This window comes from Chromohalobacter marismortui (assembly GCF_004364315.1).
Taxonomy (GTDB): domain Bacteria; phylum Pseudomonadota; class Gammaproteobacteria; order Pseudomonadales; family Halomonadaceae; genus Chromohalobacter; species Chromohalobacter marismortui.
In genome coordinates this window covers 208,228-234,595 of sequence record NZ_SOBR01000001.1, presented here as the reverse complement: position 1 = coordinate 234,595, position 26,368 = coordinate 208,228, and the positions used below count along the sequence as shown (strand labels likewise).

Annotated in this window: 28 protein-coding genes; 9 read left to right on the top strand and 19 right to left on the bottom strand. The window is 60.6% G+C overall.

The genetic code is table 11. The annotated features are described in order from the left end of the window. Nucleotides 1-59: 59 nt before the first annotated feature. The 10 genes from C8E00_RS01035 to C8E00_RS00990 all read right to left on the bottom strand — a co-directional run bounded on the left by C8E00_RS01035 (nucleotide 60) and on the right by C8E00_RS00990 (nucleotide 8,058). On the bottom strand, nucleotides 60-656 hold the full coding sequence (locus C8E00_RS01035) for a YceI family protein (RefSeq protein WP_133693512.1): 597 nt from the start codon (nucleotides 654-656) through the stop codon (nucleotides 60-62). Between the two features lie 64 nt (nucleotides 657-720). Continuing rightward, nucleotides 721-1,275, bottom strand: coding sequence for a cytochrome b (locus C8E00_RS01030; protein WP_133693510.1), 555 nt, complete (start codon nucleotides 1,273-1,275; stop codon nucleotides 721-723). Between the two features lie 152 nt (nucleotides 1,276-1,427). Then, the gene (locus C8E00_RS01025) at nucleotides 1,428-2,111 is read right to left on the bottom strand and encodes a type 1 glutamine amidotransferase domain-containing protein (RefSeq protein ID WP_133693507.1); all 684 of its coding nucleotides are present in this window, start codon (nucleotides 2,109-2,111) and stop codon (nucleotides 1,428-1,430) included. Nucleotides 2,112-2,190: 79 nt separating this feature from the next. Further along, complete coding sequence (locus tag C8E00_RS01020; RefSeq protein ID WP_133693505.1) at nucleotides 2,191-3,051, bottom strand: DUF2797 domain-containing protein; 861 nt, start codon at nucleotides 3,049-3,051, stop codon at nucleotides 2,191-2,193. Next, nucleotides 3,051-3,314: a YeaC family protein gene (locus tag C8E00_RS01015; protein WP_133693502.1), complete on the bottom strand. Its 264-nt coding sequence runs from the start codon at nucleotides 3,312-3,314 to the stop codon at nucleotides 3,051-3,053. The genes C8E00_RS01020 and C8E00_RS01015 overlap by 1 nt, the downstream gene beginning before the upstream one ends. Beyond that, entirely contained in the window at nucleotides 3,314-4,171 is an 858-nt protein-coding gene (locus tag C8E00_RS01010) for a rhomboid family intramembrane serine protease (RefSeq protein ID WP_133693500.1), read from the bottom strand. The genes C8E00_RS01015 and C8E00_RS01010 overlap by 1 nt, the downstream gene beginning before the upstream one ends. Nucleotides 4,172-4,333: 162 nt before the next feature. Next, complete coding sequence (locus C8E00_RS01005) at nucleotides 4,334-5,341, bottom strand: metallophosphoesterase (RefSeq protein WP_133693498.1); 1,008 nt, start codon at nucleotides 5,339-5,341, stop codon at nucleotides 4,334-4,336. A gap of 1 nt (nucleotide 5,342) precedes the next feature. Continuing rightward, complete coding sequence (locus C8E00_RS01000; protein WP_133693496.1) at nucleotides 5,343-6,224, bottom strand: NAD(+) kinase; 882 nt, start codon at nucleotides 6,222-6,224, stop codon at nucleotides 5,343-5,345. Between the two features lie 104 nt (nucleotides 6,225-6,328). Continuing rightward, the gene (locus tag C8E00_RS00995) at nucleotides 6,329-6,598 is read right to left on the bottom strand and encodes a hypothetical protein (protein ID WP_133693494.1); all 270 of its coding nucleotides are present in this window, start codon (nucleotides 6,596-6,598) and stop codon (nucleotides 6,329-6,331) included. Continuing rightward, the gene (locus C8E00_RS00990) at nucleotides 6,595-8,058 is read right to left on the bottom strand and encodes an aminotransferase-like domain-containing protein (RefSeq protein WP_133693492.1); all 1,464 of its coding nucleotides are present in this window, start codon (nucleotides 8,056-8,058) and stop codon (nucleotides 6,595-6,597) included. Before C8E00_RS00990 ends, C8E00_RS00995 begins: the two co-directional genes overlap by 4 nt. A 169-nt stretch (nucleotides 8,059-8,227) precedes the next feature. Here C8E00_RS00990 and C8E00_RS00985 point away from each other — a divergent pair, with 169 nt between their 5' ends. Both C8E00_RS00985 and zntR read left to right on the top strand, forming a co-directional pair. Next, nucleotides 8,228-9,208 (top strand): DUF1853 family protein, encoded by a 981-nt coding sequence (locus C8E00_RS00985; RefSeq protein WP_243833073.1) that lies wholly within the window; start codon nucleotides 8,228-8,230, stop codon nucleotides 9,206-9,208. A gap of 11 nt (nucleotides 9,209-9,219) precedes the next feature. After that, nucleotides 9,220-9,660, top strand: a complete 441-nt coding sequence (zntR, locus tag C8E00_RS00980) for a Zn(2+)-responsive transcriptional regulator (RefSeq protein ID WP_133693490.1) — start codon at nucleotides 9,220-9,222, stop codon at nucleotides 9,658-9,660. A gap of 9 nt (nucleotides 9,661-9,669) precedes the next feature. Here zntR and C8E00_RS00975 read toward each other — a convergent pair whose 3' ends face one another. Both C8E00_RS00975 and C8E00_RS00970 read right to left on the bottom strand, forming a co-directional pair. After that, nucleotides 9,670-11,313 carry an FMN-binding glutamate synthase family protein gene (locus C8E00_RS00975; RefSeq protein WP_133693489.1) on the bottom strand — a complete coding sequence of 548 codons (1,644 nt, stop codon included), beginning with the start codon at nucleotides 11,311-11,313 and terminating at the stop codon, nucleotides 9,670-9,672. Between the two features lie 96 nt (nucleotides 11,314-11,409). Beyond that, the gene (locus C8E00_RS00970; RefSeq protein WP_133693487.1) at nucleotides 11,410-12,285 is read right to left on the bottom strand and encodes a carboxylate/amino acid/amine transporter; all 876 of its coding nucleotides are present in this window, start codon (nucleotides 12,283-12,285) and stop codon (nucleotides 11,410-11,412) included. 134 nt (nucleotides 12,286-12,419) lie between these two features. Between C8E00_RS00970 and C8E00_RS00965 the strand changes: the two genes are divergently transcribed. The 3 genes from C8E00_RS00965 (at nucleotide 12,420) to C8E00_RS00955 (ending at nucleotide 14,481) form a co-directional block, all read left to right on the top strand. Continuing rightward, on the top strand, nucleotides 12,420-12,779 hold the full coding sequence (locus tag C8E00_RS00965) for a DUF6314 family protein (RefSeq protein ID WP_208291853.1): 360 nt from the start codon (nucleotides 12,420-12,422) through the stop codon (nucleotides 12,777-12,779). A 114-nt stretch (nucleotides 12,780-12,893) separates the two neighbouring features. Continuing rightward, nucleotides 12,894-13,361 carry an outer membrane lipoprotein gene (locus tag C8E00_RS00960; protein WP_133693483.1) on the top strand — a complete coding sequence of 156 codons (468 nt, stop codon included), beginning with the start codon at nucleotides 12,894-12,896 and terminating at the stop codon, nucleotides 13,359-13,361. Between the two features lie 130 nt (nucleotides 13,362-13,491). Next, nucleotides 13,492-14,481: a lipid A deacylase LpxR family protein gene (locus C8E00_RS00955; RefSeq protein WP_243833072.1), complete on the top strand. Its 990-nt coding sequence runs from the start codon at nucleotides 13,492-13,494 to the stop codon at nucleotides 14,479-14,481. Nucleotides 14,482-14,546: 65 nt separating this feature from the next. Here C8E00_RS00955 and C8E00_RS00950 read toward each other — a convergent pair whose 3' ends face one another. After that, nucleotides 14,547-14,831: a hypothetical protein gene (locus C8E00_RS00950; RefSeq protein WP_133693479.1), complete on the bottom strand. Its 285-nt coding sequence runs from the start codon at nucleotides 14,829-14,831 to the stop codon at nucleotides 14,547-14,549. Nucleotides 14,832-15,097: 266 nt separating this feature from the next. Here C8E00_RS00950 and C8E00_RS00945 point away from each other — a divergent pair, with 266 nt between their 5' ends. Further along, nucleotides 15,098-15,586: an FKBP-type peptidyl-prolyl cis-trans isomerase gene (locus C8E00_RS00945; RefSeq protein WP_133693477.1), complete on the top strand. Its 489-nt coding sequence runs from the start codon at nucleotides 15,098-15,100 to the stop codon at nucleotides 15,584-15,586. A gap of 67 nt (nucleotides 15,587-15,653) precedes the next feature. Here the strand turns inward: C8E00_RS00945 and C8E00_RS00940 are convergent, their stop codons facing one another. Then, nucleotides 15,654-16,328, bottom strand: a complete 675-nt coding sequence (locus tag C8E00_RS00940) for a CDP-alcohol phosphatidyltransferase family protein (RefSeq protein ID WP_133693476.1) — start codon at nucleotides 16,326-16,328, stop codon at nucleotides 15,654-15,656. A gap of 86 nt (nucleotides 16,329-16,414) precedes the next feature. Between C8E00_RS00940 and msrA the strand changes: the two genes are divergently transcribed. After that, on the top strand, nucleotides 16,415-17,017 hold the full coding sequence (gene msrA / locus C8E00_RS00935) for a peptide-methionine (S)-S-oxide reductase MsrA (protein ID WP_133693473.1): 603 nt from the start codon (nucleotides 16,415-16,417) through the stop codon (nucleotides 17,015-17,017). A gap of 16 nt (nucleotides 17,018-17,033) precedes the next feature. On the opposite strand, the gene C8E00_RS00930 is transcribed toward msrA, so the two are convergent. The 3 genes from C8E00_RS00930 to C8E00_RS00920 all read right to left on the bottom strand — a co-directional run bounded on the left by C8E00_RS00930 (nucleotide 17,034) and on the right by C8E00_RS00920 (nucleotide 21,681). Continuing rightward, nucleotides 17,034-18,236 (bottom strand): MFS transporter, encoded by a 1,203-nt coding sequence (locus tag C8E00_RS00930; protein WP_133694476.1) that lies wholly within the window; start codon nucleotides 18,234-18,236, stop codon nucleotides 17,034-17,036. 100 nt (nucleotides 18,237-18,336) lie between these two features. Continuing rightward, on the bottom strand, nucleotides 18,337-18,930 hold the full coding sequence (locus tag C8E00_RS00925; protein WP_243833071.1) for a C40 family peptidase: 594 nt from the start codon (nucleotides 18,928-18,930) through the stop codon (nucleotides 18,337-18,339). A gap of 294 nt (nucleotides 18,931-19,224) precedes the next feature. Continuing rightward, entirely contained in the window at nucleotides 19,225-21,681 is a 2,457-nt protein-coding gene (locus C8E00_RS00920; protein WP_133693469.1) for a DUF1266 domain-containing protein, read from the bottom strand. A gap of 204 nt (nucleotides 21,682-21,885) precedes the next feature. On the opposite strand from C8E00_RS00920, the gene C8E00_RS00915 reads away from it, so the two are divergent. Next, on the top strand, nucleotides 21,886-23,334 hold the full coding sequence (locus C8E00_RS00915; protein ID WP_133693468.1) for an NAD-dependent succinate-semialdehyde dehydrogenase: 1,449 nt from the start codon (nucleotides 21,886-21,888) through the stop codon (nucleotides 23,332-23,334). Nucleotides 23,335-23,347: 13 nt separating this feature from the next. Continuing rightward, on the top strand, nucleotides 23,348-24,628 hold the full coding sequence (gene gabT, locus C8E00_RS00910) for a 4-aminobutyrate--2-oxoglutarate transaminase (protein WP_133693466.1): 1,281 nt from the start codon (nucleotides 23,348-23,350) through the stop codon (nucleotides 24,626-24,628). 55 nt (nucleotides 24,629-24,683) lie between these two features. Here the strand turns inward: gabT and C8E00_RS00905 are convergent, their stop codons facing one another. After that, entirely contained in the window at nucleotides 24,684-25,973 is a 1,290-nt protein-coding gene (locus C8E00_RS00905; RefSeq protein ID WP_133693464.1) for an acyltransferase family protein, read from the bottom strand. Between the two features lie 151 nt (nucleotides 25,974-26,124). Continuing rightward, on the bottom strand, nucleotides 26,125-26,367 hold the full coding sequence (locus C8E00_RS00900) for a GlsB/YeaQ/YmgE family stress response membrane protein (protein WP_133693462.1): 243 nt from the start codon (nucleotides 26,365-26,367) through the stop codon (nucleotides 26,125-26,127). Nucleotide 26,368 lies beyond the last annotated feature (1 nt).

Below are 26,368 nucleotides of genomic sequence, written 5' to 3'. Positions count from 1 at the left end.
GCCCCGAACGAATCGCCCCGCACGAGGCGGGGCGATTCAGTCTCAACCGTGGATGGCGTTCACTGCCGAAGGCCTTCTACCACGAGATACATGTCAACGGTGGAAGCCGTCGGCCCTAACTTGCTGGTGTCGATACCGTAATTGGACAGCGTCAGAGTCGTCTCACCTTCGAAACCTTGGCGATAGCCGCCCCACGGATCATCACCGCCGCCAATATGTTCGACGTCGATGGTGATCGGTTGTGTTTGGCCATGCAGCGTCAGATTCCCCTTGAGTATACCTTCGCCCTCGCCGGTGGATTCGAAGCCGGTCGACTCGAACGTTGCGGTGGGATACTCAGAGGCGTTGAGGAAATCATCGCTCAGGATATGCTTGTCACGTTCGGCATGCGCCGTATCGAGACTGGTGACGTCGACCTTGACGTTGGCGCTGGCCTCTTCCGGCGCCTCGGGATCATAGCTAAAGGTCCCGGTGAAATCATCGAAGGTACCCAGCACATAGGAATACCCCAGGTGGCTGATCTTGAACTGGATGAAGGCATGTTGCCCCTGGCTGTCGATCTGGTACTCGGCAGCATTGGCCTGCGTCATCGGTAACAGCATGGCCGCGCCGAGCGTGACACCGGTTACGGTCTTGCTTAGCGTTTTCGGAAACATCGTCACCTCCTGAGGTGAAGGACTGAAGTGTCAACGTGGCGAAGAATCGCCACGCGTATCGAACTCATTGGCGCCGGGAAACACTCGGCCACCACATGCGCCGCAGCGTGTCACGACGATCGAGAAGATGATGCTTGAGCGCCGCCAGCGTATGGCCCACGGCCAGGACGATCAGCGCCCAGGCCGCGTACCAGTGAACGTCGCCGGCCAGCGTCGCCTGATGCGGCAGGCCAACGATCAGTGCCGGCACTTCGAAGACACCGAAGACACTGATCCCCTGCCCCTCGGCGGTCGAGATCAAATAGCCGCTCACCATCACCGTCAACAGCAGTACATAGAGCAGCACATGGCCGGCATGGGCCGCCCGGCGCTCCCATCGCGCCCCTTGAGCCAGCGGTGTGGATTGACTCAACCGCCATGCCACTCGCAACAGCGTCAGTCCCAGCAGCAGCATGCCAAAGGATTTATGCCACCACGGGGCAAGCTGATACCAGTAGTCATAGTAGCCGAGACCGGTCATCCACCAGCCCAGCGCAAAGAGTCCCACCACGATCAAGGCACTCAGCCAGTGCATCACGATACTGGCAATGCCCCACCCATGGAGCGTGTTCCGCCACATTGGCTGCACTCCGCATGCTTTGGTCTCAGCATAACGGCTAAAGCGCGAAGCGCCAGGACGTCACGGGTAAAGGCATTATTAACCACAAAGAAATAATGGCCCGCGCAAGCGGGCCATTACAAAGAGATGCGACCAAGAAGATGCCAACCGTCTTATTCCGTCAGGGCGTTTAACAGCAACTTGGCGGTCGGGGCGCTGGAGGCCGGGTTTTGGCCGGTGATCAGCAAGCCGTCACGCAGCTGGTACGCTTCGAAGTCCGTTGCCGAGCGCTCGTAATGCCCACCCTTGTCCTTGAGGGCGTTCTCGACCAGCAGCGGCACGACGTTGGTCAGGCCCACGGCCTCTTCCTCGCTGTTCGAGAAACCGGTGACACGATGCCCCTTGACCACCGATTGCCCATCGACGCCCTGAGCATGCACCAGAACGGCCGGCGCATGACAGACCGCCGCCACGGGCTTGCGCGCGGCCAGGAAATCATGAATCAATTGCTGTGAATGACGATCATCGGTCAGGTCCCAGAGCGGCCCATGGCCACCGGGATAGAAGATCGCATCGAAGTCGTCGGCACGCATGGTGTCGAGCGAATGCGTGTTGGCCAGTTGCGCCTTGGCCTCGTCATCGCCATCGAAACGGCGTGTCTCATCGGTCAGCGCATCGGGCTGGGTGGATGTCGGATCGATGGGGGGCTGCCCGCCCTTCGGCGAGGCCAGGGTCACGTCGGCCCCGGCATCCTTGAACACGTAATACGGCGCCACGAACTCTTCGAGCCAGAAACCGGTGGGATTGCCGGTGTCACCCATTCGATCGTGCGACGTGAGTACCATCAAAATCTTCATGCGAGCCTCCTTGGCTAAACGACATAAGTGTCGATACCTCCTAGATGGCATCGCAGGACGCGACTTCAAGGCATCAGGCTCACTCGATGGCGACATCCACTTCGTAACCGCCGAACTTGCGCAGATTGATCACCCCGGTATCGAGGATCAGGTACTGCCCCTTGAGTCCCATCAAGCGGCCGCTGACGTCGGGGTCTTTATCGAAATTGTGCGACACTACCTTGCGCGGGGCTTCCCATACCGGATAGCTCAGCGACAAGGGGTCCAGCGATACCTCACGGATGGCGGTCTCACCGACACGCTGACGCAGCGCCGCCAGTTCAGGCGCAAGCGACGCCAACAGACGATCCCGCTCGGCGACCAGGTCGAGCGGCGCCACATCACCTTTGAGCATCGCGCGCCAGTTGGTGCGATCTCCCACCACTTGCTTGAACAGGGTTTCGACCAGTCCCGACTGCAAGCGATCGTCGACCTCTAAAATCGGCAACGCCTGAATCGCCCCTTGATCGAGCCAGCGCGTGGGCAGTTGCGTCTTGCGGGTAATGCCGACCTTGAGCCCCGAGGAGTTGGCCAGATAGACCACATGCGGCTGGAAACAATGCTGCTCGCCCCACCTCGGCTCGCGACAGGTACCCAGATGGTAGTGACAGGTCTCGGGCTTGACGATGCAGGTGTCGCACTGCGCCAGCGACTTGAAACAGGGGTAGCAGTAGCCTTGGGCGAAACTCTTGCGGGTGCGACGTCCACAATGCAGGCAATGGATGTTGCCGGTATGCGTCAACCGCAGTGCCGCGCCCAAGTGGGCGTTGAGCGCGAGACGCTGCTCGCCGGTGCGCAGCGTGTAATGCGCCGGCGCCTCGCCTTCGCCGGGGGCGATGCCCATCTTGCGCAGCGTACCACGGGCCGCCGTGACGTCCGCCACGCTGAACAGGTCGCTCATCAGTTCATCCACTTGATGGCATTCGACTCGCCAGCCTCATCGGTCGTACCACAGCCTCCGCGTTCGAAATAGCCCACTCGCTCGTTCTCGGGCACGCCATGGGCAATTTCGTACTTCATCACCGCTTCGAGACACAGCTCGGTCTGCGCTTGGCTCAGACGCTGCCCATCCGGCCATTTACGCAGCGCGATCGCCTGCTTGAAGCTGTCGTACATGGCGGGTGTCATCTGCGCCACCATCTTGTCGAAGGTCATATCGCTCACTAACGTTCTCCTCTCGCGGCACGTCCACCGGCCCACCAGCCCGCCGCCAGGCCGATCAAAAGTCCCCCCAGATGCGCTTCGTTGGCAACATTGCCGAACCCGAACAAGCCCGCCATGTCGGTCATGGTAAACACCATCCAGGCAAGCATGAACACCACCAGCATCTGAGGTACGAAGAATCCACTCCCCGGGGCCCGACGCGCCATCAGCCAGACGTATCCCAGCAACGCATAATCGACCCCGGACATGCCACCGAACAACACGGTTCCCGTGGCATATTGGGCCAAGTTGGAGACCAATGCGGCCACCACGATGAGCGCAGCAAGGCGCACGGGGCCCTGCAAGGCTTCGACCTGGCGCCCAAAATACCATAGCCACAGCATATTGAAGACCAAGTGCATCCAGCCAAAATGCATCAACGCGGGCGACACAAAGCGCCATATCTGGCCACTGGCTAGAGAATCACCCAAGGTGCCGACCGTCAGGCGTCCGGACACGGCCTCGACCGGCACGAAAGTAAGTGCAGTGACCACGCGGTCACCGAACAGTGTCATCAAGCCGAAGACCGCCACGCAGAGTGCCACACAGGCTGCCGCCAACGGCGCCTGAGTGAAAGCACTGCCCACCATTCCCGATGAACGGCGTCGCGTCGATGCGCCAGGACGCGACGCCAATTCACCACGCTGCCATTGCTCGATCAGGCGTGCCGCGTCGTCACGTTGACGCGGATCGGCCAGCCATATCACCTGGGTCGCCTCGTCTTCGTCGGTCACCTGGTGGCCGATACGATGCGCCCACAACGCCCGACGCAGCGCGACGATATCCTGTTGACGAGGCAGTTCCAGCAATCTGTACATGGGGACCTTTTCGATGACCAGACGAACGCACAAAAGAAAAAGTCCGGCGGAGGGGGCCGCCGGACAAGAGCAAGGGATCATTCAAGGGAACACCTACTCTGACGACGCCCCACCACGCTGAGTTCCCCGCGCGACGAAATTTTTTTCAATTTTTTCTTCTCCTCACATCAGCGCGATGTCATCGGGCCTGAGTGACGTCGATTGATCCCGCGACACATCAACCCATACGAAGCGGTTGGCATCCAGTTGTCGCTCACCTTCCCAGCGATAGGCAACCAGACGCCCGTATTTTACGGCGCTGTAATCGAGACAGGCGATATTCGGTGCCGGCAGCGCCGGCACCCCCTCGCACCAATAGTGGCCTATGAACAGCGGCGGCTCCTGCGGACCATAATAGGGCAACCGCTGGCGCTCTTCCGCGCTCAGTGGCTGATTCTCGAGGTCATCAGGAAGGTTGTCGGGCTGAAAGACCACATCGCCATAGGTCAACGGGTTGCGTGCCCAGAAATGAGCGCGGAAGGTGGTGCGTGTGAAACCGTCGCCGGAATAGATGCGCAGGCCCGCCGGCAATGGCAGCGACGGCCCCCGCGTCAGCCGATCCACGACACGAAAGGCAAATGTTCCCGGGCATGCCGAATCGTACAGAAACTCTTCGCTCATGCGACCGTCGGGGCACTGCGCCAGGAAGGCGGCGATGAGTTCCCGGTCCCAGCACGCATGCACGACCCGCAACCCATCGCGTTCGAGGCACAGCGGCATCGTCATGAACCAATCGAGGTGGGATTGCCACTCCTGGGGATGGTCGCGAAACTGCGCCAACGTCTCATTGATGATGCGGTTGTGACGCGGTGAATGCTCACGCAGCCAATCTCCCGCCCATTCCGATGGCGCCCGGTGACAATACGCCAACGCATTGTACTCATGGTTGCCCATCACGATATGCGCTTCGCCGGCCTCGACCATGCCGCGCACGATGTTCAGTGCCAACCGAATGCGCGGGCCGCGATCGATCAGATCACCCAAGAAGATCACCCGACGACGTGGATGACGGTACACGCCATCCCGATGACGATACCCGAGCTTTTCCAGCAATACCGCCAACGAGGCGCCGCACCCGTGCACATCACCGATCAAGTCGTAACCATCGAGGTCCTGTCGAGCCAACGTCATGTCACTCCCCCATCCGGCTGCTCCAGCCGAGCTTGGTGCGACAGGTCTCGAAATAGTTGTGCCCACGCGGATGAATGAGCGTCAAACGTTCCCGCTTGCGGCGCACGACCAGGCGATCACCGGGTTTGGACACCACCTGCGTCTGGCCGTCACAACTGACATGCGGATAGGCCTGGTTGGTTTCGCCGATATGTACCGTGATCTCGCTCGCGGCGTCGACGACGATCGGCCGGCTCGACAGCGTATGCGGAAACATCGGCACCAGCGTGATGGCCTCGAGACGCGGGTGCACGATCGGCCCGCCCCCGGACAAGGCATAGGCCGTGGAGCCGGTAGGGGAGGCAATGATCAATCCATCGCTACGCTGGCTATACACGAACTGACCGTCGATGAACAGCTCGAACTCGATCATTCTTGCCGCTTTGCCGGGATGGATGACCACATCATTGAGCCCCGAAGCCGTGCCGACCTGCTCCCCGGCGCGGAACACTTCCGCCTCCAGCAGGAAACGACGCTCACTCTCGAAGTGCCCATCGAGCACTTCGCCAATCCGCTCTTCGACCTCGTCCGGCGAAATATCGGTGAGAAACCCCAGCCGCCCTCGGTTGACCCCCACCACCGGCGTACCCGTGGCGCACAACGTCCTCGCGGCACCCAACAGACTGCCATCGCCGCCGACCACGATCGCCAAGTCACAGCGCTCACCCAACTGGCGACAGCTCGCCTCGGGATAACCGTGATTGAGCAAGACCGTGGCGGTGCGTTCCTCGACGATCACATGGAGTTGGCGAGCGCCGAGAAAGCGGAGCAACCGCTTGAGCGTCTCTACCGCATTGGGACTGCCCAACCGTCCGATCAGGCCAATGGTCTTGAATGGCTGCATGAAAGCATCTCGTTGCCGGCGTCGCGGCCCGTCATTATGCGGACTGGCGAGCAGCGGAGCAAACCGCAGCAAGCCGGTACACCGGCAATGTCAGCGCCCTGCGTTCATTGCTTCGGGTCGTTGTACTGATTCGACTCGGGTGTCTGCACGGGATGCAACTCCCACCAATAGAGATACAAGGCCACGGGCGACGCGAAAATCGTATTCAAGATCATGAAGGTCACCAACGCTGCCTGGCCCTGCCCGTCGACCTTGCCGTAATAAAGCATCATGAAGACGACGCCCGCGATGCCCACAATGACGTTGATCACCAGAATAGCCGCGAAGAATTTGAATATCGCTTTAAGTTTACGCGGCATTGGTTTCTTACTCATGGTATCGCTCCTTGCTGGATTTCACCTGTCGAGTGGTCCCCGCATTCCAGCTGCTGGGCAATCAGGCGCCCGAGAATTTCCATGCCGGTCTGCAAACGCTCATCCCAGGGATGGCCATAGTTCAAACGCAGACAATGGTGAAAACGCTCGTGCGAAGAAAAGATACTACCCGGCGCGATACTGATACCTTCGGCCAGCGCCATCTGGTGTAGCCGCGAAGTGTCCACACACTTCGGCAACTCGACCCATAAAAAATATCCTCCCGCGGGATATGTCGTCCGGGTACCTTCAGGGAAATGCGCCGTGATCGCTTGCAGCATACAGTTACGCTGCCATTCAAACCTGTGCCTCAGCGTTCGCAAATGCCGATCAAACCCGCTGCGTGACAGGTAAGCCGCTAGCGCTACCTGAGCCGGCGCTGATGCCGATAAAGAAAGTGAAAGTTTGTCACGCATGATGTGTTGGGTATAGCGCCCCCCTGCCACCCAGCCAACACGCCAGCCAGGTGCCAGGCTTTTGGAAAATGAGCTGCAGTGCATGATCAAACCTTCCTGGTCGAAGGCTTTGGCAGGCAGCGGCCGGCGGCTATCGAAATAAAGCTCACCATAGACATCATCCTCGATCATCGGCAAAGCATAGCGTTGCAGTAGCGCGACAAGATTACGTTTCTTGTCTTCTGGCATCAGGCTACCCAACGGGTTCTGGAAGTTGGTCATCAACCAGCATGCCGCCGGCTTATACCGCTGTATCGCCCGCTCCATCGCCTCTAGGTCAACACCATCGCGTGGATGTGTCGACACCTCGATTGCCCGTAGGTGATTCCGCTCCAGCGCTTGGAGAGCCGCATAAAAGGTAGGGGACTCTACAATGACCGCATCCCCCGGCTGGGTGACGACACCCAGACAGATATTGAGCGCTTCCAGTGCGCCATTGGTCACTACGAGATCATCCGCATACACTTGCATACCATCCGCGTGATAGCGCAGTGAAATAGCATGACGCAGCTGAGCACTACCCGGGCTCAAATCATCCACCGTATGCCAGACACTCAGCTTGGGTAGCGTGGATGCCATGACCTGAGAAAGCCTCGGGATAGGATAGAGCTCAGGACTCGGCAGTGCAGACCCCAAAGGCACCAGATCGCGGCGCATAGTAGCGCCTAGCACCTGGAGAACACGGTCGCTGACATCGACATTGAATACACGCTCGTCAGGCGCGCTGGTCATCTCGATTTCCGGTGGACGGGTGCCTTCCGGCCCAACGACATAGAACCCTGAGCGGTCACGCGCCCGGATAAGTCCTTTGGCTTCCAGCAGATAATACGCCTTGAAAACAGTCGTGGGACTGACGTTACGGCTGATGCTGGCAGCACGAATCGAAGGCAGACGATCCCCGGCATGCAACGCACCGGAGAGAATTGAAGACTCAAGTGCTTCGGCCAGATGTTGATAACGCTTCATGTCCACCTCCGACAACACTCACTACCTGTTTAAACGCAAAGGCAACGGGTTCGCATTGTCTTGCAACTGGAGATATTGTCAGGGGAATACCATGGAGAGTACAGATTCAGATAAGCATGAAAAAAGCATATCAGTTGACGCCAGGCCCCTCACTTGACATGACCATGACATGATGCAAACACCTCTCGATGCCGCCATGCCCACGCTGGAAGCCGAAGGGGCATCGTTTGACCACCCCTGGGTGCGTGATCTCGCCTGGCTATTGCATGCACCGGATATCATCGACAGCGATTACCCGGGCCGGCCGACACTCGAGGAGCTCGGGCTTGAAGACGCTTCGTGCAGAAAGGCTTGGCTGCATGCACTCGACGCCGAACCGCAACGGCTCATATCGTATATCGGCGCGACGCCACCGCGACGCCTGGGGCATTATCATGAGCGCCTCTGGCACGCCCTGCTCGACCTGGCACCGGCGACACGTCTGCTCGCTACCAACGTCGCGATCCAGGAAGCTGGCCGCACCCTCGGTGAGCTAGATGTGATCTATGCCGATCGACAGGGGCAGCCCGTCCATCTTGAAGTGGCCATCAAGTATTATCTGGGCCTTAGCGAAGGCCCCGGCGACGAACGCCACCCGGCACGCTGGATCGGCCCCGGCTGCGCCGACTCGCTGGCACGCAAGCATGCCCATACTGGCCATCATCAGTTGCCCCTGGCCCATCATCCGCGCTCGATGGCATGCTTGAACGCGCTGGCTATTGACCCAAGATCACTTCGACAGCGGGCAGCCATGCTCGGGATGCTCTTTTACCCTTGGCCCATCACGATAGCGGCACCGCATCCGGCACGTACCACCGCCACACATGGCAATTGGCTGCCATGGCAAAACTGGCCGATACTGCGTGACAACTTGCCGACGGGGACCCTGGGCGCCCCCCTTCACAAGCCACATTGGCTCGCGCTTCCCGGGGGCGAGTCCTATCGCTCGCTAGAGAGCGTCGACGCCGAACTCGAGACACACTTCACGGGTAGCGGCGCGCCACAGCAATATCATCTGCAAGCGCCCGACGGCACCCAGCGGCGTTTTTTCATCGTCCCCGATGACTGGCCGCGAAGCCTGCCACTGCCACCCATTACGTCCACTATATGAGGAGGAGAGCCATGCTACGGATCGGAGAACTGGCCGAGCGTAGCGGCGTCAGCGTCGATACGTTGCGCTACTACGAAAAGGAAGGATTACTCCCGGATGCCCAACGCGGCGAAAACGGCTATCGCTACTACGCTGCGGACAACCTCGAGCGCCTGCATTTCATCCTGCGCGCCAAGCGCCTGGGCTTTACCCTGGCCGACATTCGTGAGCTGCTCTCGCTGCAGGTCGATGCCGATGCGCACACCTGCGAAGAGGTCAAGCGCGTCGCCGAGGACAAGCTCGCCGCCATCGATGCGCGCCTGGCGGAATTGCAGCACATGCGTCAGGCGCTGGCCCACCTGACCGATGCCTGCTGCGGCGGCCCGCACGCAGCCACACAATGCACGATCCTAACCGCCTTCGCCAACGGCAAGGCCGCCCCCGAGCCGCACCAGCACCGTCATGACGCCTGAAAAAGGCCTCTACGCGGCCGTCGACCCACTCGGCGCATCAGCCACCTGCATGGGGGCGAAGCTCTCGGCTTGCGCCATACGCCAGATACGGCCATAGAACGGGCGCTGACCGGGGTTGCGCAACAACTCGCCAGGCTCCAGGAACGGATGCAGGTGGGAAAAGAGCTTCACCTCGTTTTCCGAGACCCGGTGCACGAGATAATCCGGGGTAATCTGCCACGGACGCGTCAGCCCCGCTGCCGCCGTCATTTCCGCCAGGGCATGCAGGGTATTGTGATGAAAATGATACACCTGCTCGGCCTTGTCGCCGACGACCAGCGACTTCTGGCGCAGCGGGTCCTGGGTAGCCACACCGGTCGGGCAGCGATTGGTATGACAACTTTGCGATTGGATGCAGCCCAGCGCGAACATGTAACCGCGCGCGGCATTGACCCAATCGGCCCCCATGGCCATGACGCGAGCGATATCGAACGCGCTGATGATCTTGCCGCTCGCCCCGAGACGAACCCGGTCACGCAGCCCCGCGCCGACCAGTGTGTTGTGCACGAACAAGAGACCTTCTCGCAACGGCGTGCCCAAGTGATCGGAAAACTCTACCGGGGCCGCGCCAGTGCCTCCTTCGCTGCCATCGACGACGATGAAATCCGGGATCACCTCGGTATCGAGCATCGCCTTGACGATGGCCATGAACTGCCAGGGTTGGCCGAGGCACAATTTGAAGCCGACCGGCTTGCCGCCGGAAAGCTCACGCAAGCGCGTGATGAAATCGAGCATCTCGAGCGGCGTCGAGAATGCTGGATGGCTGGCCGGCGAGAGACAATCCTCCCCCTCCGGGATTTCCCGCGTCTGGGCGATTTCCGGCGTGATCTTTTCCGCCGGCAGCAATCCTCCGTGGCCTGGCTTGGCTCCTTGGCTGAGCTTGATCTCGATCATCTTGATCTGCGCATCGCTGGCTTGCTCGGCGAAGCGGTCGGGATCGAACTCGCCTTGCGGTGTGCGACAACCAAAGTAGCCGCTGCCCAGTTCCCAGATCAGGTCACCGCCATGCTCGCGGTGATACGGGCTGATGCCCCCCTCACCGGTATCATGTGCGAAGCGACCAAGCCGTGCGCCCTTGTTGAGCGCACGAATCGCATTGGCACTCAGTGCCCCGAAACTCATCGCCGAGATATTGAACAACGAGATCTCATAGGGCTGTGTACACTGCTCGTTGCCGATGGTCAGACGAAAATCGTCCGGCTCGGCCACTGGCGCCGTTTCCATCGAGTGGCCGATATATTCATAGGCATTGGCGTAGACGTCCCGCAACGTTCCGAAGGGTTTGGCATCGTTGCGCTGTCGCGCGCGCTGGTAAACCAGGCCACGCTGGACATGAGAGAACGGCAGTTGGTCCGTATCGGCCTCGAAAAGATACTGACGCAACTCTGGACGTAGTGCTTTGAAGACATAGCGCAGGTTACCAATGACAGGATAATTACGGCGTACCGCATACCCACGCTGCACAAGATCGACAATGCCCAATAGCACCAGCGCACCGCTCATCAGCGGCACCGGCCATGCAGCGTGCCATTGCATGGCCACGGGTATGGTCGCCAGGGTGATCACACAGCACGCCGTGAAGACCCCATAACGCGATAACAGAGAATACTTCATGAAGATGTCCTTGAGGAAAGGCGTCATCACCATGAAAACACGAAATGGCGTTCGGGTTTAGCGCCACCGATTCTGGAAAGCCCCGCGTGGCCACCTTCACGCGACACCCAGCGGCATCCGGTGACGCCGACGCCACCAGGTATTGATCAGCAACGAGCCCAGCAATATCCCCCCGCCCAGCACCAAGCGCGGCACATCTGCATCACGGTTCCAGATCAACAAGTTGACCAGCAACCCAGCGGGTACCAGGGCATTATTCATGACCGCCAGCGTCCCCGCATCGACCCGGCACGCCCCCTTGTTCCAGAGAAAGTAACCCAGCCCCGATGCGACGATCCCGAGCCAGATCAGGATGCCCCACTGCAGCGGGGTCGTCGGCAATGCCGTCACATCACCGAACAACCAGAATGCAGGTAGCGCCACACATGACGCGCCCAGATAGAACCAGCCGAAAACATGGCGATGCGCTACCTCAGACGGCAAGCGAGGTGCCAGATGACGATACGCCACCTGCCCCACGGCGAAGCACAAGTTCGAGCTCTGCACGACCAGAAAGCCGACCCAATAGGCCTCGCTGATGTCGGCATAACGAATGACCGCCGCCCCGAGCACGGCCAGCGCAGCAGTGAGCAGGTAGAATGGCGTGAAGCGCCTATTGAGCACATCGTCGATCAACGTGATATAGAGTGGCGTGAATATCGTGAACAGCAAGACCTCCGGTACGCTCAACAACAGAAACGACTGGTAGAAACCGATGTACATCGCTCCCAACTGCACGGCGCCGATCGCCATCAGCCCCAGCACATGCCCGAGTGGCAGACGCCGAGGACGCAGCCAGACGAGAAATACCAGCGATGCCAGTACAATACGGGTGAGCACGGCGAAATAGCTATCGACCTGGCCGGAGAGATAGACGCCAATCAGGCTGAAGGAAAATGCCCAGAGCGTCGTCACGCCAATCAAATACCCCATTTATCGTCAACCTCAGGAATGAATAAAAGTTGACTACCATTATACGCCTGACACGTCTATTGCCTAGTATCCAGCGCCTGAGCTTCACGTCTTGCTCGGGGCATGCGTCTGAGATGTCCTGGTCCGGGAAAGGCGTGGGAACCGTGACACCCGAGGCACACAGCGGTGGGGTGCGCTTCATCGAACAAGGCCATTTCCTGCCTCGAGGCCAGTCGCGGGACGTGGCGTTTCGCAACGTCTATCGCTGGGACCTGCACCCTGAGCGTATCGCGCTCTACCACGAGCGCCGAGGCACCGAGGCGGCGGTCTGGCTATTCGACCTCATCGCCGACTCGGCAAGTACATTGTCCAGCCATGCCCCGCATCTGTGCGGTGCCGACACCTACCGGGCGAGGTTAACGCTCGAGCCCCGTGGATTTCGGCTCGATTGGCATATCGTGGGTCCCCGCAAGGATGAACGACTCCTTTACCATTACCAGTCATCAACCGATTGACGCAGCGTCGCGGTGCTTCTTTACTGCCAGCACTGGCCGGCGCCGTTATAACGCGCTAGAATCGCTTAAAGAAACACTGTTTCAAAACAGTTTCCAACGTTTACGGAGGATGCCATGAAAGCTCTACTTCCCGTCGTTCTCATCGGTGTCTTGGGCATCGCCGGCTGTGCCAATACAGCGCCTTACTCGGGCGATGTCTATCGCAGCGGTCAGGCCGAAACCGCGCAATCGGTCACTTACGGCACCATCACCTCGGTGCGCCAAGTGCAGATTCAGGCCGGCAATCAGAATGAGAATATTCTCGGGGGTCTGGGCGGCGCCGTACTCGGCGGTCTGCTCGGCAACCAGATTGGGGGCGGATCCGGACGTGCCATTGCCACGGCAGCCGGCGCCATCGGCGGTAGCGTGGCTGGCAGCAAGGTCGAAGATGCCGCCAATCGCACAACCGCTTGGGAAATAGAAGTTCGGCGCGATAGCGGCGACTCCGTCGTGGTCGTCCAAAAGGCCGATCGCAACTGGCAGGTCGGCCAGCGCGTTCGTATGATCGGCAGTGGCGCCAACCTGAGCGTCGCACCTTACTGAGTCGATTGACGCCGCCCGTGCCTCGAGGTCGGGGCATGGGCAACAACGCCAATATGACGTTTCACTATCCGAGGCTTCTTACATACGCTATTGTATGTGGCGTGATATGCCCTGGATACGGAATCGTCTCATGAAATCAGGACGCGCGCTAAGCTATCTCGCTTCGACTCTCGCCATGACGGTATTCGCCAGCCCCGCCTTGGCTGAAGGCTTGTTGACGGTCAAAAGCGAAAACGATCTTTTCGCTAGTGGTGGCGATGGTCACTACACCAATGGACTGGAAATCAACTGGTCGTTTACTCCGCAAGAGCACCACTGGACACGTCGGCTGGCCGACGTATTCCCCGGCTGGTCAGGGAAAGGCCTCGATGGTGCGGCCTATCGCATCGGTCAACAAATCTATACCCCTGAAAACATCAAGCGCTCGACCCTCATCGAGGATGACCGTCCCTACGCCGGGCTACTCTATGCTGGGGTATCGCTTTTCGACGAACACCAGCTGCAGCAATGGCGTCAAGCGGATGAGCTGCATATCGATGTGGGTATCGTCGGCCCCGCCTCGGGGGGCAAGGCCGTACAGAAAAACTTTCATCATCTCATCGGTAGCAACGAGCCCCACGGCTGGGACCACCAACTGCATAACGAGCCTATCGTCAACCTCACGTACAAGCGCAGCTGGTGGCGACAAGACTCGCTCGGCAACCTCGAGATAGAGTACGGACCCAACGCCGGCTTTGCCCTCGGCAATCTATACACATATGCGTCGAGCGGTTTGGGGCTACGTATCGGCAGCGACCTTCAACACAGCGCTGGACTACCTGCGATCGCCCCCGCGCAGAGCGGGCGTAACTACTTCGTCCCCGGGCAGGACTTCGGCTGGTATGCGTTCGCGGGACTCGAGGGCCGCTTCATGGCCCACAACTTGCTGCTGGACGGCAACACCTTCGAAGACAGCCATTCAGTGGATCGCCGACAATGGGTCGGCGATGCGCTCGCTGGCATCGCGTTGACATGGAGCCGTTGGCAGCTCACCTACACCAGCGTCTGGCGCACCCATGAGTTCGATGCTCAGAAGGAGCATGATCAATTCGGTTCATTGACGCTTTCGTTGTGGCTATGACGTTCCCCACGAGCGACAGTGCCCCGCATCGGCGGGGCACTGGACGAGCGCAACACGGTCTGACGTCAGTGTAACTTGACGCGGCGCATCAACCAGCACCCCACCCGCTTGGCGATCCAGAAAATCAGCGCTAGAAGGATCAGCGTCAGTAACATCGAAACCGGATTGACGATAAAGGTGGCGCCCAACACGGCCAAGGCGATACTCCACACCCAGCGATCGTCACCGCCTAGCTGCAATATCGCCGGAATGCGGCGAATGACCGCTTGCCGAAGAGATCCATCCCAGGCACGAAGCGCCAGGAAAAGAATCACGGCGAAAGCGATCAGCCAGATCAGCGTTACGGTCATGTTGGCCTCCTGATAGGCAACGTCGGTAGTCTTTCAATTGCAACAATTGTCGGCAGGGTACCGTCCCCCCCCTCTACCGCGCAACCAGCGCGACATCCTGCCGCGGATACTGTCAACTTGACTGCTCGGCGCCGAATTGGTTCCCGGCATCGCTTGAAGTTTCGTCATGCACTGCTCGGACGATATGAAAACCCCTAGAGGCCCCCTGACACACTTGAGCGAGCGCGTTACCATGGAGATGACATACACCCAGAAAGGTCTTCAACATGCAGATTGCCCAGAATTCCGTGGTTTCCTTCCACTACACCCTCACCAACAACGAGGGTGAAGTGCTGGACAGCTCGGAAGGCCGCGAACCTCTGACTTACCTGCACGGCGCGGGCAACATCATTCCAGGGCTGGAAAAGGAACTGGAAGGCCGTCAGAGCGGCGAGAACCTCAAAGTCACCGTCGAGCCGGAAGAAGGCTACGGTGAAACACAGCCCGGCCTGATGCAAGACGTACCGCGCGATGCTTTCCAGGGCGTCGAGGAAATTCAGCCGGGCATGCAGTTCCAGGCACAGACTCAGGGCGGCCCGCTCATGGTCACGGTTACCCAGGTCGAAGGTGACACCGTCACTGTCGATGGCAACCACCCGCTGGCCGGTCAGACGCTGAATTTCGATGTCGAGATCGCCGAAGTGCGTGAAGCTTCCGCGGAAGAAGCCGAACATGGCCATGTGCACGGAGAAGGCGAGCAGGAACAGGAGCACTAAGACGCTCCCTCGCCAAGCGTGACGAGAGAACGGGCGACCTGCGGGTCGCCCGTTTCATATCAGCGCCCTACCCCGACTCGCCGCTGGATGAACCACTTCCTCTCTCGAGGTCCCTCATCGCGTTCTCTTCAGCCATGACCAAGGCACGATAGCCGCCTACGATGCGCATCGCCGCCGTGAGCATGCAGGCCAACGCAAAGAGCGGTGCCAACCAGGCAAAATGCGCCGGCCAAAGGCAGAAAACGACGAAAGCGACAATCGTTTCGGTGCCCTCCGTCAGACCGTCCAGATAATAGAACGCTTTATACTCGAAATGCGGACGTTCCAGTCCATGGCGCGTTGCAGCAATCGCAAAGGCCAGAAACGATGCGCCGGTTCCCATGAAAGCGAAGAGCAGTAACGCTGCCGGCAAGGCATTCTGCGCCGGATCGGCGAGCGCGAACCCCAGCACCACCGCAGCATAGAAGATGAAATCCAGCACGATATCGAGAAACCCACCGGCGTCACTCTGACAGTGCAGGCGGCGCGCCAAGGCGCCATCCAGTCCATCGCAAACGCGGTTGAGGACAATCGCCACCAGCGCCAGGCCATAAGCCTGGTAAGCCAGCAACGGCAGCACCAGCAAACCGGTTGCGAAACCGCCCACCGTCAGTTGGGTCGGGGTCACACCACGCCGTGCCAAGCCGGCGGCACAACGCGTGAGTGGCGAGGCGACCCACGCGTTCGTCCATTTATCCAACATGCAGGCTCCCGCCTTTTTCGCGTAGACTTTACGTATGACCTATCGCATCAGCATGACATGTTAACCCGATAATCAGGAGTCTCCCGATGCGCTTTCCAATGATCGCATGTGCACTATTCGCCACGCTCGTGCTGTTACCCATTTCTCAGGCGCATGCCGAGAAGCGCGAGGCTATCTTCGCGGGGGGCTGCTTCTGGTGCATGGAACCGCCTTACGACAAGCTCGAGGGGGTGCTGTCGACGACGTCAGGCTACATCGGCGGCAGTCGCGACAACCCTACCTACGAGCAAGTCAGCAGCGGCGACACCGGCCATGCCGAGGCAGTCAAGGTCATTTACGAGGACACCGTCGTCAACTATGGCACCCTGCTCGACGTGTTCTGGCACAACATCGACCCCTTCGCTGCAGGACGCCAGTTCTGCGATGTCGGCAGCCAGTACCGTAGCGCCATCTTCCCCGTCAATCAGCGCCAGCGGCGTCTCGCCGAGGCCTCCAAGGAGGCCGTGGAAGCGCGCTTCGAGCGCGACGTCAAGACACGGATCGAGCCGAAGGCGCCTTTCTGGGCAGCCGAGGAATACCATCAGAACTTCTACAAGAAAAACCCCGTGCGCTACCGCTTCTACCGTGCCGGTTGCGGCCGCGACGAGCGGCTCAAGGCGGTATGGGGCGATGATGCCGGCAACCCTTGAGCGAGCCGGATGCCCCTCAGGCCGCAGCCGACGTATCGAGCATTCGGCGCTCACGCCGCCATAACCAGGCCGCTACGTTGAACGTTCCCAGCAGCACCAGCAGCGAGGCGGCAATCACGCCGCCCCACTGCCAGCGCGCCCAAAACGGCTCCAGATAGAAGCCGCCCAGGCTGGCCCCCAGATAGTAGAACACCAGATACAGCGACGACGCACTGCCACGGGCACGCTGCGCGTGCCGCCCCACCCAACTCGAAGCCATCGAGTGGGCCAGGAAGAAGCCCACGGCATTGATCGTCAACCCAGCAATGATCATGAACAAACTGGGCATCAATGTGAGTAACGAGCCACTCATCAGAACACCGATGCCCAGCATCATGCAGGCCGGCTGCGACAAACGCCGCGCGATACGCCCGGACAGCGCCGACCCCAGCGTACCTCCGAGATAGGTCAGAAAAATCAGGCCTAGCCATTGCGAGGTAAGCGAAAACGGTGCCTCACTGAGACGAAACGTCACATAGCTATATTGGTTGATGAAGATGAAGAAGTTGAATCCGCCGATCAGGTAGGCGGCGATCAACCGCGGATCGCACAAATGTCCCCGCATGTCCCGCGCAGCCTGTCCGACGCGCAACGCTGAAGGCCGGAACTGTTGGGCCGTCGGCAACGCATACCAGAATACCCAGGTACAGGCCAGGCTAAGGGCCGCAATCGCCACGAAGCTGCTATGCCATCCCCACTGTTCGGCGACCGTGCCACCGATGACGCGTCCTCCGATCCCGCCCAGTGTATTGCCGCTAATGTAGAGCCCGACGGCCAGCAATAACGCCGGCTTGTTGAACTCATCGCCCATCCAGGCGATCGCCACGGCGGGCAACCCACCCAACAAGAACCCCTGCAACGCACGCAACGCCAAAAGACTCGCGAAGTTGGGCGCAAATGCCATGACCAAGGTGCAGACGCTGGCGAGCAATAGCGTGACACGCATGATGGCAGCTCGGCCGATGGCGTCGGAAAGCGGTCCGTAGAGCAGTAGCGAAAGTGCCAGCGTCAACATGCTGACCGACATTGCGCTGCTCGCCGCCAACGTCGAGATGTCGAAGCTATCGCGAATGGCCGGCAACAGCGGCTGGGCGACGTACAAATTGATGAAAACGGTGAAGGACCCCAGGCACAGTGCCAAGGTCGCGCGCCACCAAGCGCGAGTACGCGGTTCGATCAAAACTCGCTCCATGAGACTGTTTTCATGCTAATCGACATGCCATCACAAAATCGTCGCGCGGCGCACCTGCCGGCCCGGCATGATGAAACGCGCAGCTGTTTCACCCTTCGCGGGGGGATCGGTTGATGCGCGCCGCCAATCGGGTCCTTTCCATGGGCCGACGGGACTGCCAGTAATGACGGTTCCAGTAGACATTGTCGAGGCGTGACAGCTTGACGCCCTGCGACGTCGAGGCATGCAGGAAATAGCCATCGCCGACATAGACGCCGACGTGGTTGTAAGGGCCCGGAGACCGAAAGAACACCAGATCGCCTGCCGCCAGTTCGCTGCGCGGGACCCGTCGCCCCTCTTGCATTTGTTGCTCGGTGGTACGCGGCAGCGACACCTGGAACGCCTCGCTGTAGACATGTTGCATCAACGCCGAGCAATCGATGCCGCGCTGCGTCGTCCCGCCAAGACGATAAGGTGTCCCCACCCAGCGCCGATGCTCGGACAGCAACGCCTTGCGAATGCGAACCGGCGATACCAGCGCCCGTTGAACGTCGCTGGCCTGGAAGACAGCCAACGGAGAAAAGTGCTCCCCTTTACCGGCCTTGGCGGCCGCGGCAAGAGAAGACGGTTGGGGCGCAGCATGTCGTGGGGTTTGCGTGGCACAACCAGCCACTAAAGTGGCCAGCACCCATCCCAATGCCATGATTCTAAGCATCCAAGCGACCTCATCACACGTATTCAACCTCGCGGATGCCTCGAGCCGCTTACGTGAACGCAAGACAAGGCCCGCCCTCATCGGCACTACCTGGCGAGGGGGTCGCTGTGGTGGTGGCGCATATTGCAGGTGCCACCGCCAGAACAACCCGATCTCGGCTGATCAATACGCCGTATCCCCGACGCAGTACAGCCGTAACGGCACGATAATAGAGAATCTCCCCTCTTTTGACGAGCGCTCCGGGCAAGCGGATGCGTCATCCCCCATCATTGCCCTCACTATTCAATGTAATGTCCGCACATCGCCTGGCAGGGTATCGATGTGTAGCGGGGCCCAGTGGCGCGGTGGGGCACCGGGGAAATCGAGGCTCGCCCAACTGCCGGCCATGGGCGGTGCCGCCGTCAACCAAGCGGTCAGTGCTTCGCTGAACCCCTGCAGGAATGCTTCACGCTCGTCGGTCTCTCCCATGAAAAAGGAAAACCCCGCGAAGAGCCCGCGCGCGTAATCGTACCAGCTCGCGTAATGCGTCTGAGCCAAATGAGCGGCACGCTCCACCAAGTGGTCGAATGCCTGCGCCGACAGCCATTCCATCTGCCGCCCGGCGATCGCCAGATCGACGGCTTGGGCGACATCCCAGGCGGCCATATCGTAGTCGTTGCATCCCGAGATGTTGTTCGCGACACGCCGCAGGCGCAGCAGATGATTGCGCTCATCCTCGCTGCACTCACCGGACTCGATGATGGCGATTTCTTCCCTTAAACGTGCGGCATTGAGCGTATACGGCGCATAGTTGATCTGATATTCCTGACGATCGCCCGCCTCGAGCAGAAAATCCACAAATTCCGCGAGCGCCTCTGCAGACAGCAACCCATAATGACTGTCGAGCCATTCGCGAAGCTCGTCACGCTCATGTGCAGCCTCGGGACGCGGCGCTCCCCAGACCGGCGCATTGAGCGGTCCCACCAATGCCAAGGCCGTGAAGCGCGGCAACGACAAACGCTCACCGGGTTCACGCCAGCTGCCATGGTGCCAATCGAGCCAATGCAGCGGGCTCCCGGGATCATCTCGGTGCCAACGAATGTCCGCCACCAACGAGGGCTCGTCCCCCTCGGGGAGCGCCGCTTCCCACGCCGCCCATGCCTCGAGCAGGGCCCCGGGACCGGTATAGAAGCGACTCAGCACACCGCGCAACGCTTCAGCCAGCGACTCGAGTTCGTCTCGGTCGTAATCGCCGCTATCGGCGCACATCATCAGGTAGAAAGCATACTTCTCCGCCATGAAAATCGTGGCTGCATGGCGCGTGCAGTGCTTGAGGCCATTGCGGACCTGCACGGCATCCGGTAGCGCACGGCCGAAGGGCGTTTTCACCTCGGGCAATGCACCGTGCGCGGCATCAGCAGCCAGTTGATTGAGATGATGTGCCTGTGCAGGCAGCCACAAGCTGGCCAGGCTTGCCGTGCCCGTGGCGGGATCGAGTCCCAGCGTGTCACGCAGATAGCGACGCGCGTCGGCGCGCTGTTGGGTTTCGGGAGCACGGTCGATCCCTTGGCGATATAACAGATCGGGCTCACGCACCGCCGACAATGCCAGGACCCAGTGCCACGCTGGCGCGCGCCAGTCGCGTATCGCCTGCCGCGAGGCCTCGCGTTGCGCGTCGTCCAGCAGCACATCGAGCGTGACCTGCCAGGGACTCGAGCGTGAACGTAACAAGACATCCCAGTCACGCGCGAAATCCGCACGTCGATCGGCCCCTTCGAAAAGACTACGCCCACGCTGGTACGCCTTGGCGACGGCCGTCCAGTCGCGATACCGGCGCATCAGCAGATCGCCCGCGTGTGCGGCAAAGGCCTCGGCCTCATGTGCCTCGAGCCACCCCGCATTCCAGCCCGCGTAGGCCAGATCCACCAGCCGCAGCCAATCCCACGCCGCCCATTCCAGGGGCTCTCCGCTGTCGAGGAAGGCCAGCATGACCTGACCATAGTCAGTCGCTTCGCCCAACGACTCCCACCACTGATGTCGAGCTCTCTCGTCTTGTCCCATCAAACGCGTGGCATCCAGATCCCATGTATAACGGTGGCCTTGGCCCCCCAGCCACAGCAGCATGCGAATCAGTTCATCGCGTCCCTCCACGCGCCAGATCTCGGTCAACCAGGACTTCACTCCCGGCCAGTCCAAGTGCGCATCGCACGACGCGCTCAAGACCGGGGCGAAGACCGCGCGCAGACGCCATGCATTCGTGTTCTGCGTCGCCGGCCAAGGCAGTCGGCGCGGTCGGTCGGATAACCACGTGGCCAATACCTCCCAAGTGATGCCGGCCGCCTCGCGTTCGAGTTGCGACAATGCCTGGCAGGCCTCGAGAAAGCCCTCATCATCCTGGGTCCAGTCGATTTGTCCTCGCGCGTGACGCAACGCCGTCAACCATGCATCCAACGAGGCATGATGCCGTTGGATATCGGCGGCAACCCACTCCGCCCAGGCCTGGGCACTGGATGCGTCCAGCCAGCCAGCGGCGCCCGACAATGCCAGCAGTTCGAGTGCTTGCAGCTGGCGCAAGGCTTCTCCCTGCCCTGGCATGCACGCTTCGGCCAGGCGCCAGCCGAGTTCTCCCCGTTCGCGCACGTCCAACAACGCCAGGCGTGCCTGCGCCGTCTCGGGCGACACACTCAACGGTTCAGGATCAAACGCCCAACCGCACAGCACCAATTGCTGTGCCCACCAGGCGTTAAGAGGATCGATCAAGACGCACCTCACTCATGGACTCGGCATTCACACGACGGCGCCATAGTGTACCGGAAAGAGGCGGGTGTCGCCGACATGCAAGGCACGATAACCTGCCCGAGCACATGCGAAAAATCGCTGGACGCCACCCTGGCCGAAGTGTTTTAAATAATGCACACAGCGTCAAACAATACACGATGAATCACGCGTCACGCGGAGGCTTCCATGAGTCAACTCACACCCGATATCCTGATCGACCAAGCCTATATAGGTGGCGAATGGCGTGACAGTACGCGCCGTTTCGCAGTCACCGATCCTGCCACGGGCGAATGCCTGGCCCAGGTCCCCGACCTGGGCGCCGACGAGGCACGTGATGCCATCGCCGCCGCCGAGGCGGCGTGGCCGCAATGGCGTCGACGCCCCGCCAAGGAGCGCGCAGCCTTGCTGCGCGCATGGTTCGAGCGCGTCATGGCGCATAGTGAAGCCTTGGCACGACTGATGACGTTGGAACAGGGTAAGCCACTCGCCGAATCGCGAGGCGAGGTCGCCTACGGAGCGAGCTTCATCGAGTACTACGCCGAGGAGGCCAAGCGCATCGCCGGCGAGACCTTGCCCGGTCACGGCGCCGACAAGCGTATCCTCGTCATGCGCGAGCCGATCGGCGTGGTTGCCGCCATTACGCCCTGGAACTTCCCGCTGGCGATGATCACCCGTAAATGCGCCCCGGCCTTGGCAGCCGGCTGTCCGGTGGTGATCAAGCCGGCGGAAGCCACACCGTTGACCGCCCTGGCCCTGGCCAAGCTCGCCGAGGACGCCGGCCTGCCCGCCGGTGTCATCAACGTGCTTACCGCCGAAAAACCCGCCGAGATCGGACACGTACTGACCACCGACCCGAGAGTACGCAAGGTCTCGTTCACCGGCTCGACACCGGTCGGCAAGCGCTTGCTGGCGCAGTGCGCGGAGACCGTCAAGAAAGCCTCTCTGGAGCTGGGCGGCAATGCACCCTTCGTGGTCTTCGACGACGCCGACCTGGATGCCGCCGTGGAAGGGGCCATCGCCTCCAAATTCCGTAATTCCGGGCAGACGTGCGTGTGCACCAACCGCTTTTTGGTGCAAGACGGCATCTACGATGCCTTCATCGCCAAGTTCGCCGAACGCATCGCGACACTCAAGGTCGGGAAAGGTCTCGATGACGACGTGACCCAAGGCCCCTTGATCAATGCCGCGGCCATCGACAAGGTCCAGGCACATATTGCCGACGCCCGGTCCAAGGGCGCACGCTTGGTGTGTGGTGGCGAACCCCACGCGTTGGGCGGTACCTTCTTCCAACCGACCCTGCTCGCCGACGTCACCGACGACATGCATGTGGCTCGCGAAGAGACATTCGGCCCCGTAGCGCCGGTCTTTCGCTTCACCGACGAGGCCCAGGCCATCGCGATGGCCAATGCGACCGAATTCGGCCTTGCCGCCTACGTCTATGCGCGCGACTATCGACGCATATGGCAGGTAATGGAGGGCCTCGAATACGGTATGGTCGCCATCAACGAAGGGCTTTTATCCACCGAGCTGGCGCCCTTCGGCGGCATCAAGGAGTCCGGGCTGGGGCGTGAAGGGTCCCATCACGGTCTCGAGGAATACACCGAGCTAAAATACGTCTGCATGGGCGGACTTTAACCAGGAGGCAAGCATGAACAACGCACAGCTCAATGAACTCAAGACACGCTACGTCGCCAGCGGGGCCGCGAGCCCGGCGACACAGTTTGCCGAGCGCGCCGAGAACGCTCTGATCTGGGACGCCGACGGCAATCGCATCATCGACTTCGCCGGCGGTATCGGCGTGCTCAACATCGGCCACCGTCATCCCAAGGTGGTGCAGGCGGTCAAGGATCAGCTCGACAAGGTGATGCACACCTGTCAGACGGTGATGCCCTATGAAGGCTACGTGAAGGTCGCCGAGAAACTCAGCCAGCTCACCCCGGTACGTGGCCACGGCAAGGTCATGCTCGCCAACTCCGGGGCCGAGGCGCTAGAGAATGCCGTCAAGGTGGCCCGCGCCGCTACCGGCCGCGACAATGTCATCTGCTTCACCGGCGGTTATCATGGTCGGACCTTCATGACCATGGCCATGAATGGCAAGGTCGCGCCCTACGCCACTGACTTCGGCAGCATGCCGGGCAACGTCTTCCGTGCCCCCTATCCGGTGCCCTATCACGGCGTCAGCGAGGAAGACGCACTCAACGGCCTGAAGATGACGCTCAAGACCGATGCCAACCCTCGCGACACCGCCGCCGTGGTGCTCGAACCGGTACTCGGTGAAGGCGGCTTCTACGCAGCCTCGCCCAGCTTTCTCAAGGCGGTCCGCGAGATCTGCGATGAGCACGGCATGCTGATGATCGTCGACGAAGTGCAGTCCGGCTTCGGGCGCACCGGCAAGTTGTTCGCCATCGAGCATAGTGGCGTCGAGCCGGACATCATCACCATGGCCAAGAGCATGGCCGACGGCATGCCGATCTCCGCCGTGGTCGGCACCGACAAGGTCATGGATGCCTCAGGCGGCAATTCGCTGGGCGGCACCTACACCGGTAGCCCGGTGTCCTGTGCCGCTACCCTGGCAGTACTGGAAGTCTTCGAGGAGGAGAAGATCCTCGAGAAGAGTCAGGCGCTGGGCGACAAGTTGGGTGAGCGCTTCGCCAAATGGCAGCAAGACCTCGCCTGCGTCGACAATGTCCGCCACCTGGGCGCCATGGCCGCCTTCGACGTCGTGTCCGACAAGACCAAGCACACGCCGGATGCCGAGCTCACCGGGGCGCTGTGCAAGAAGGCACGCGAGAAAGGACTGATCCTGTTGTCCTGCGGCCTCTACGGCAACACCATCCGCTTCTTGATGCCGGTCACCATCGAGGACGAGGTGCTCGAAGAAGGCCTGGACATCGTCGAAGCCTGCCTCAAGGAACTGACTCAGGCATAACGAGCCACCCTGGAGTCCATCGTCGAAGGGGCGTCATGCGGCGCCCCTTCGTCGTTTACACGGCGCGCTTTCCCCCAGGGGAATGGGACGATGTCACCCGCGGCAGTAGCCACCGCTGCATGGCATTGCGCACGCGCAGCACGAACTGCTCCTGGAACATCACGCAAAACACCACGGTGAGCAGGAGAAACAACGGATACAACGCCAACGAGCTCTCACCCGCCGCTTCAAGACAGGCCCGAAAATCACTCGTGCACAACGCAGGCTCTCCCGCCAGCACGCGCTCGATGCGTGTAAAGATCACGAACAGCGGAACATGTAGCGCGAACATCGGCAGCGATGCTCCGCCCAGCCGACTCGCCAAGCGACGGACACGACGACTCTCCGGCGTGCGCCATTGGGTAGCCAGTAGAATCAATGCCAACTGTGCGGGCAGCAACAAGCCATTATGCAGGAGGTAATACCAGGCATGCCCCTGACCCAGCAGCCAGACCGCTGCCACCACACAGCACGCCACGAACGCTGCCAGTGCCAGGCGCTGCCCAACGCTTAGCCGACCACCTGCCGCGCGATAGCGGGTATACCACACGCACAACAAGATTCCCGCCACGAATTCCGGCAAGCGAATCAACGGATTGCGGTGCAGGATGCCGGTTTCGGGCATGCCGAAATCGGTCATGGCGATGACCAGCAATGGAGGAACCAGGTACAGCAAATTGGTCAATGCCAGGGCCCGGGCCACGCGACGGATACGAAAAAGACGCGGCGCCATCCACGGGAAGATCAGATAAAAGGCCATCAGCGCCGAAATCGACCACGACGGCGGATTGAAGGTCAGGTAATACGGGTTCCAGGCATGCAACAGACTGACGTTGAGCACTAGATTGAGCGCGAGCTCTGCGTTGCCCATGAAATGCTCCAGGGCGCCCGGTGTCGTCTGCCCCAGGTCGTTGTTGACATCGTAAATGACGAAACGAGGCGACATCCCAGCATCTTGAGGCGTAATGGCGAGGTAACCTACCCACATGGAGACGCCAATCGCCAGCAGCAGAGCGCCGATATGAATCGGGTACAGGTTCGAAAACCGCTTGACCCAGAAGCTGCGTGCCGGCTCACGCAGCTTGCGCTGATCGTCGAGATAGACATGCGTCAACAAGAATCCCGACAGCACGAAAAACGTACTGGTCGAAAAGAAACCGATATCCGTCACGTAGTGCGACCACCCTCTAATCGACGGATAGGTATGCAGGGTGTGGAAGATGACGATATACAGGCCGAGCGTGAAGCGCAGCCACTCCAGGCCGATGAAGCGTTCCTTCTGACTTGCCTTTGATGTCTTGTCCATAAGCGCGCGTCTCGCCGCGGTGCCGACGGCACGATATCCATAAAAAGCCCCGGCCTATCGATGAGCCGGGGCAATGCATCATTCGTCGTTCACATTCCACGGGCCTTCCCGTGCGTCTCGCTGCCCCACGAACGGTAGCGAGTGTGGCGCGCTACGATTTGCGAACCTTGGCCACGATCCACAACAGCACTACCGCACCGATCACGGCCATGATCAGCGAGCCGATGATGTTGGTGTGCGACAACCCCAGCAGCCCAAAGAGGAAACCGCCGATCACCGCACCCACGATGCCTACACCGATGTTACCCAGCACACCGAAGCCGCCACCACGCATGATCTTGCCTGCAATCCAGCCGGCCAGCCCCCCGATGATCAACCACAAAATGATACTCATG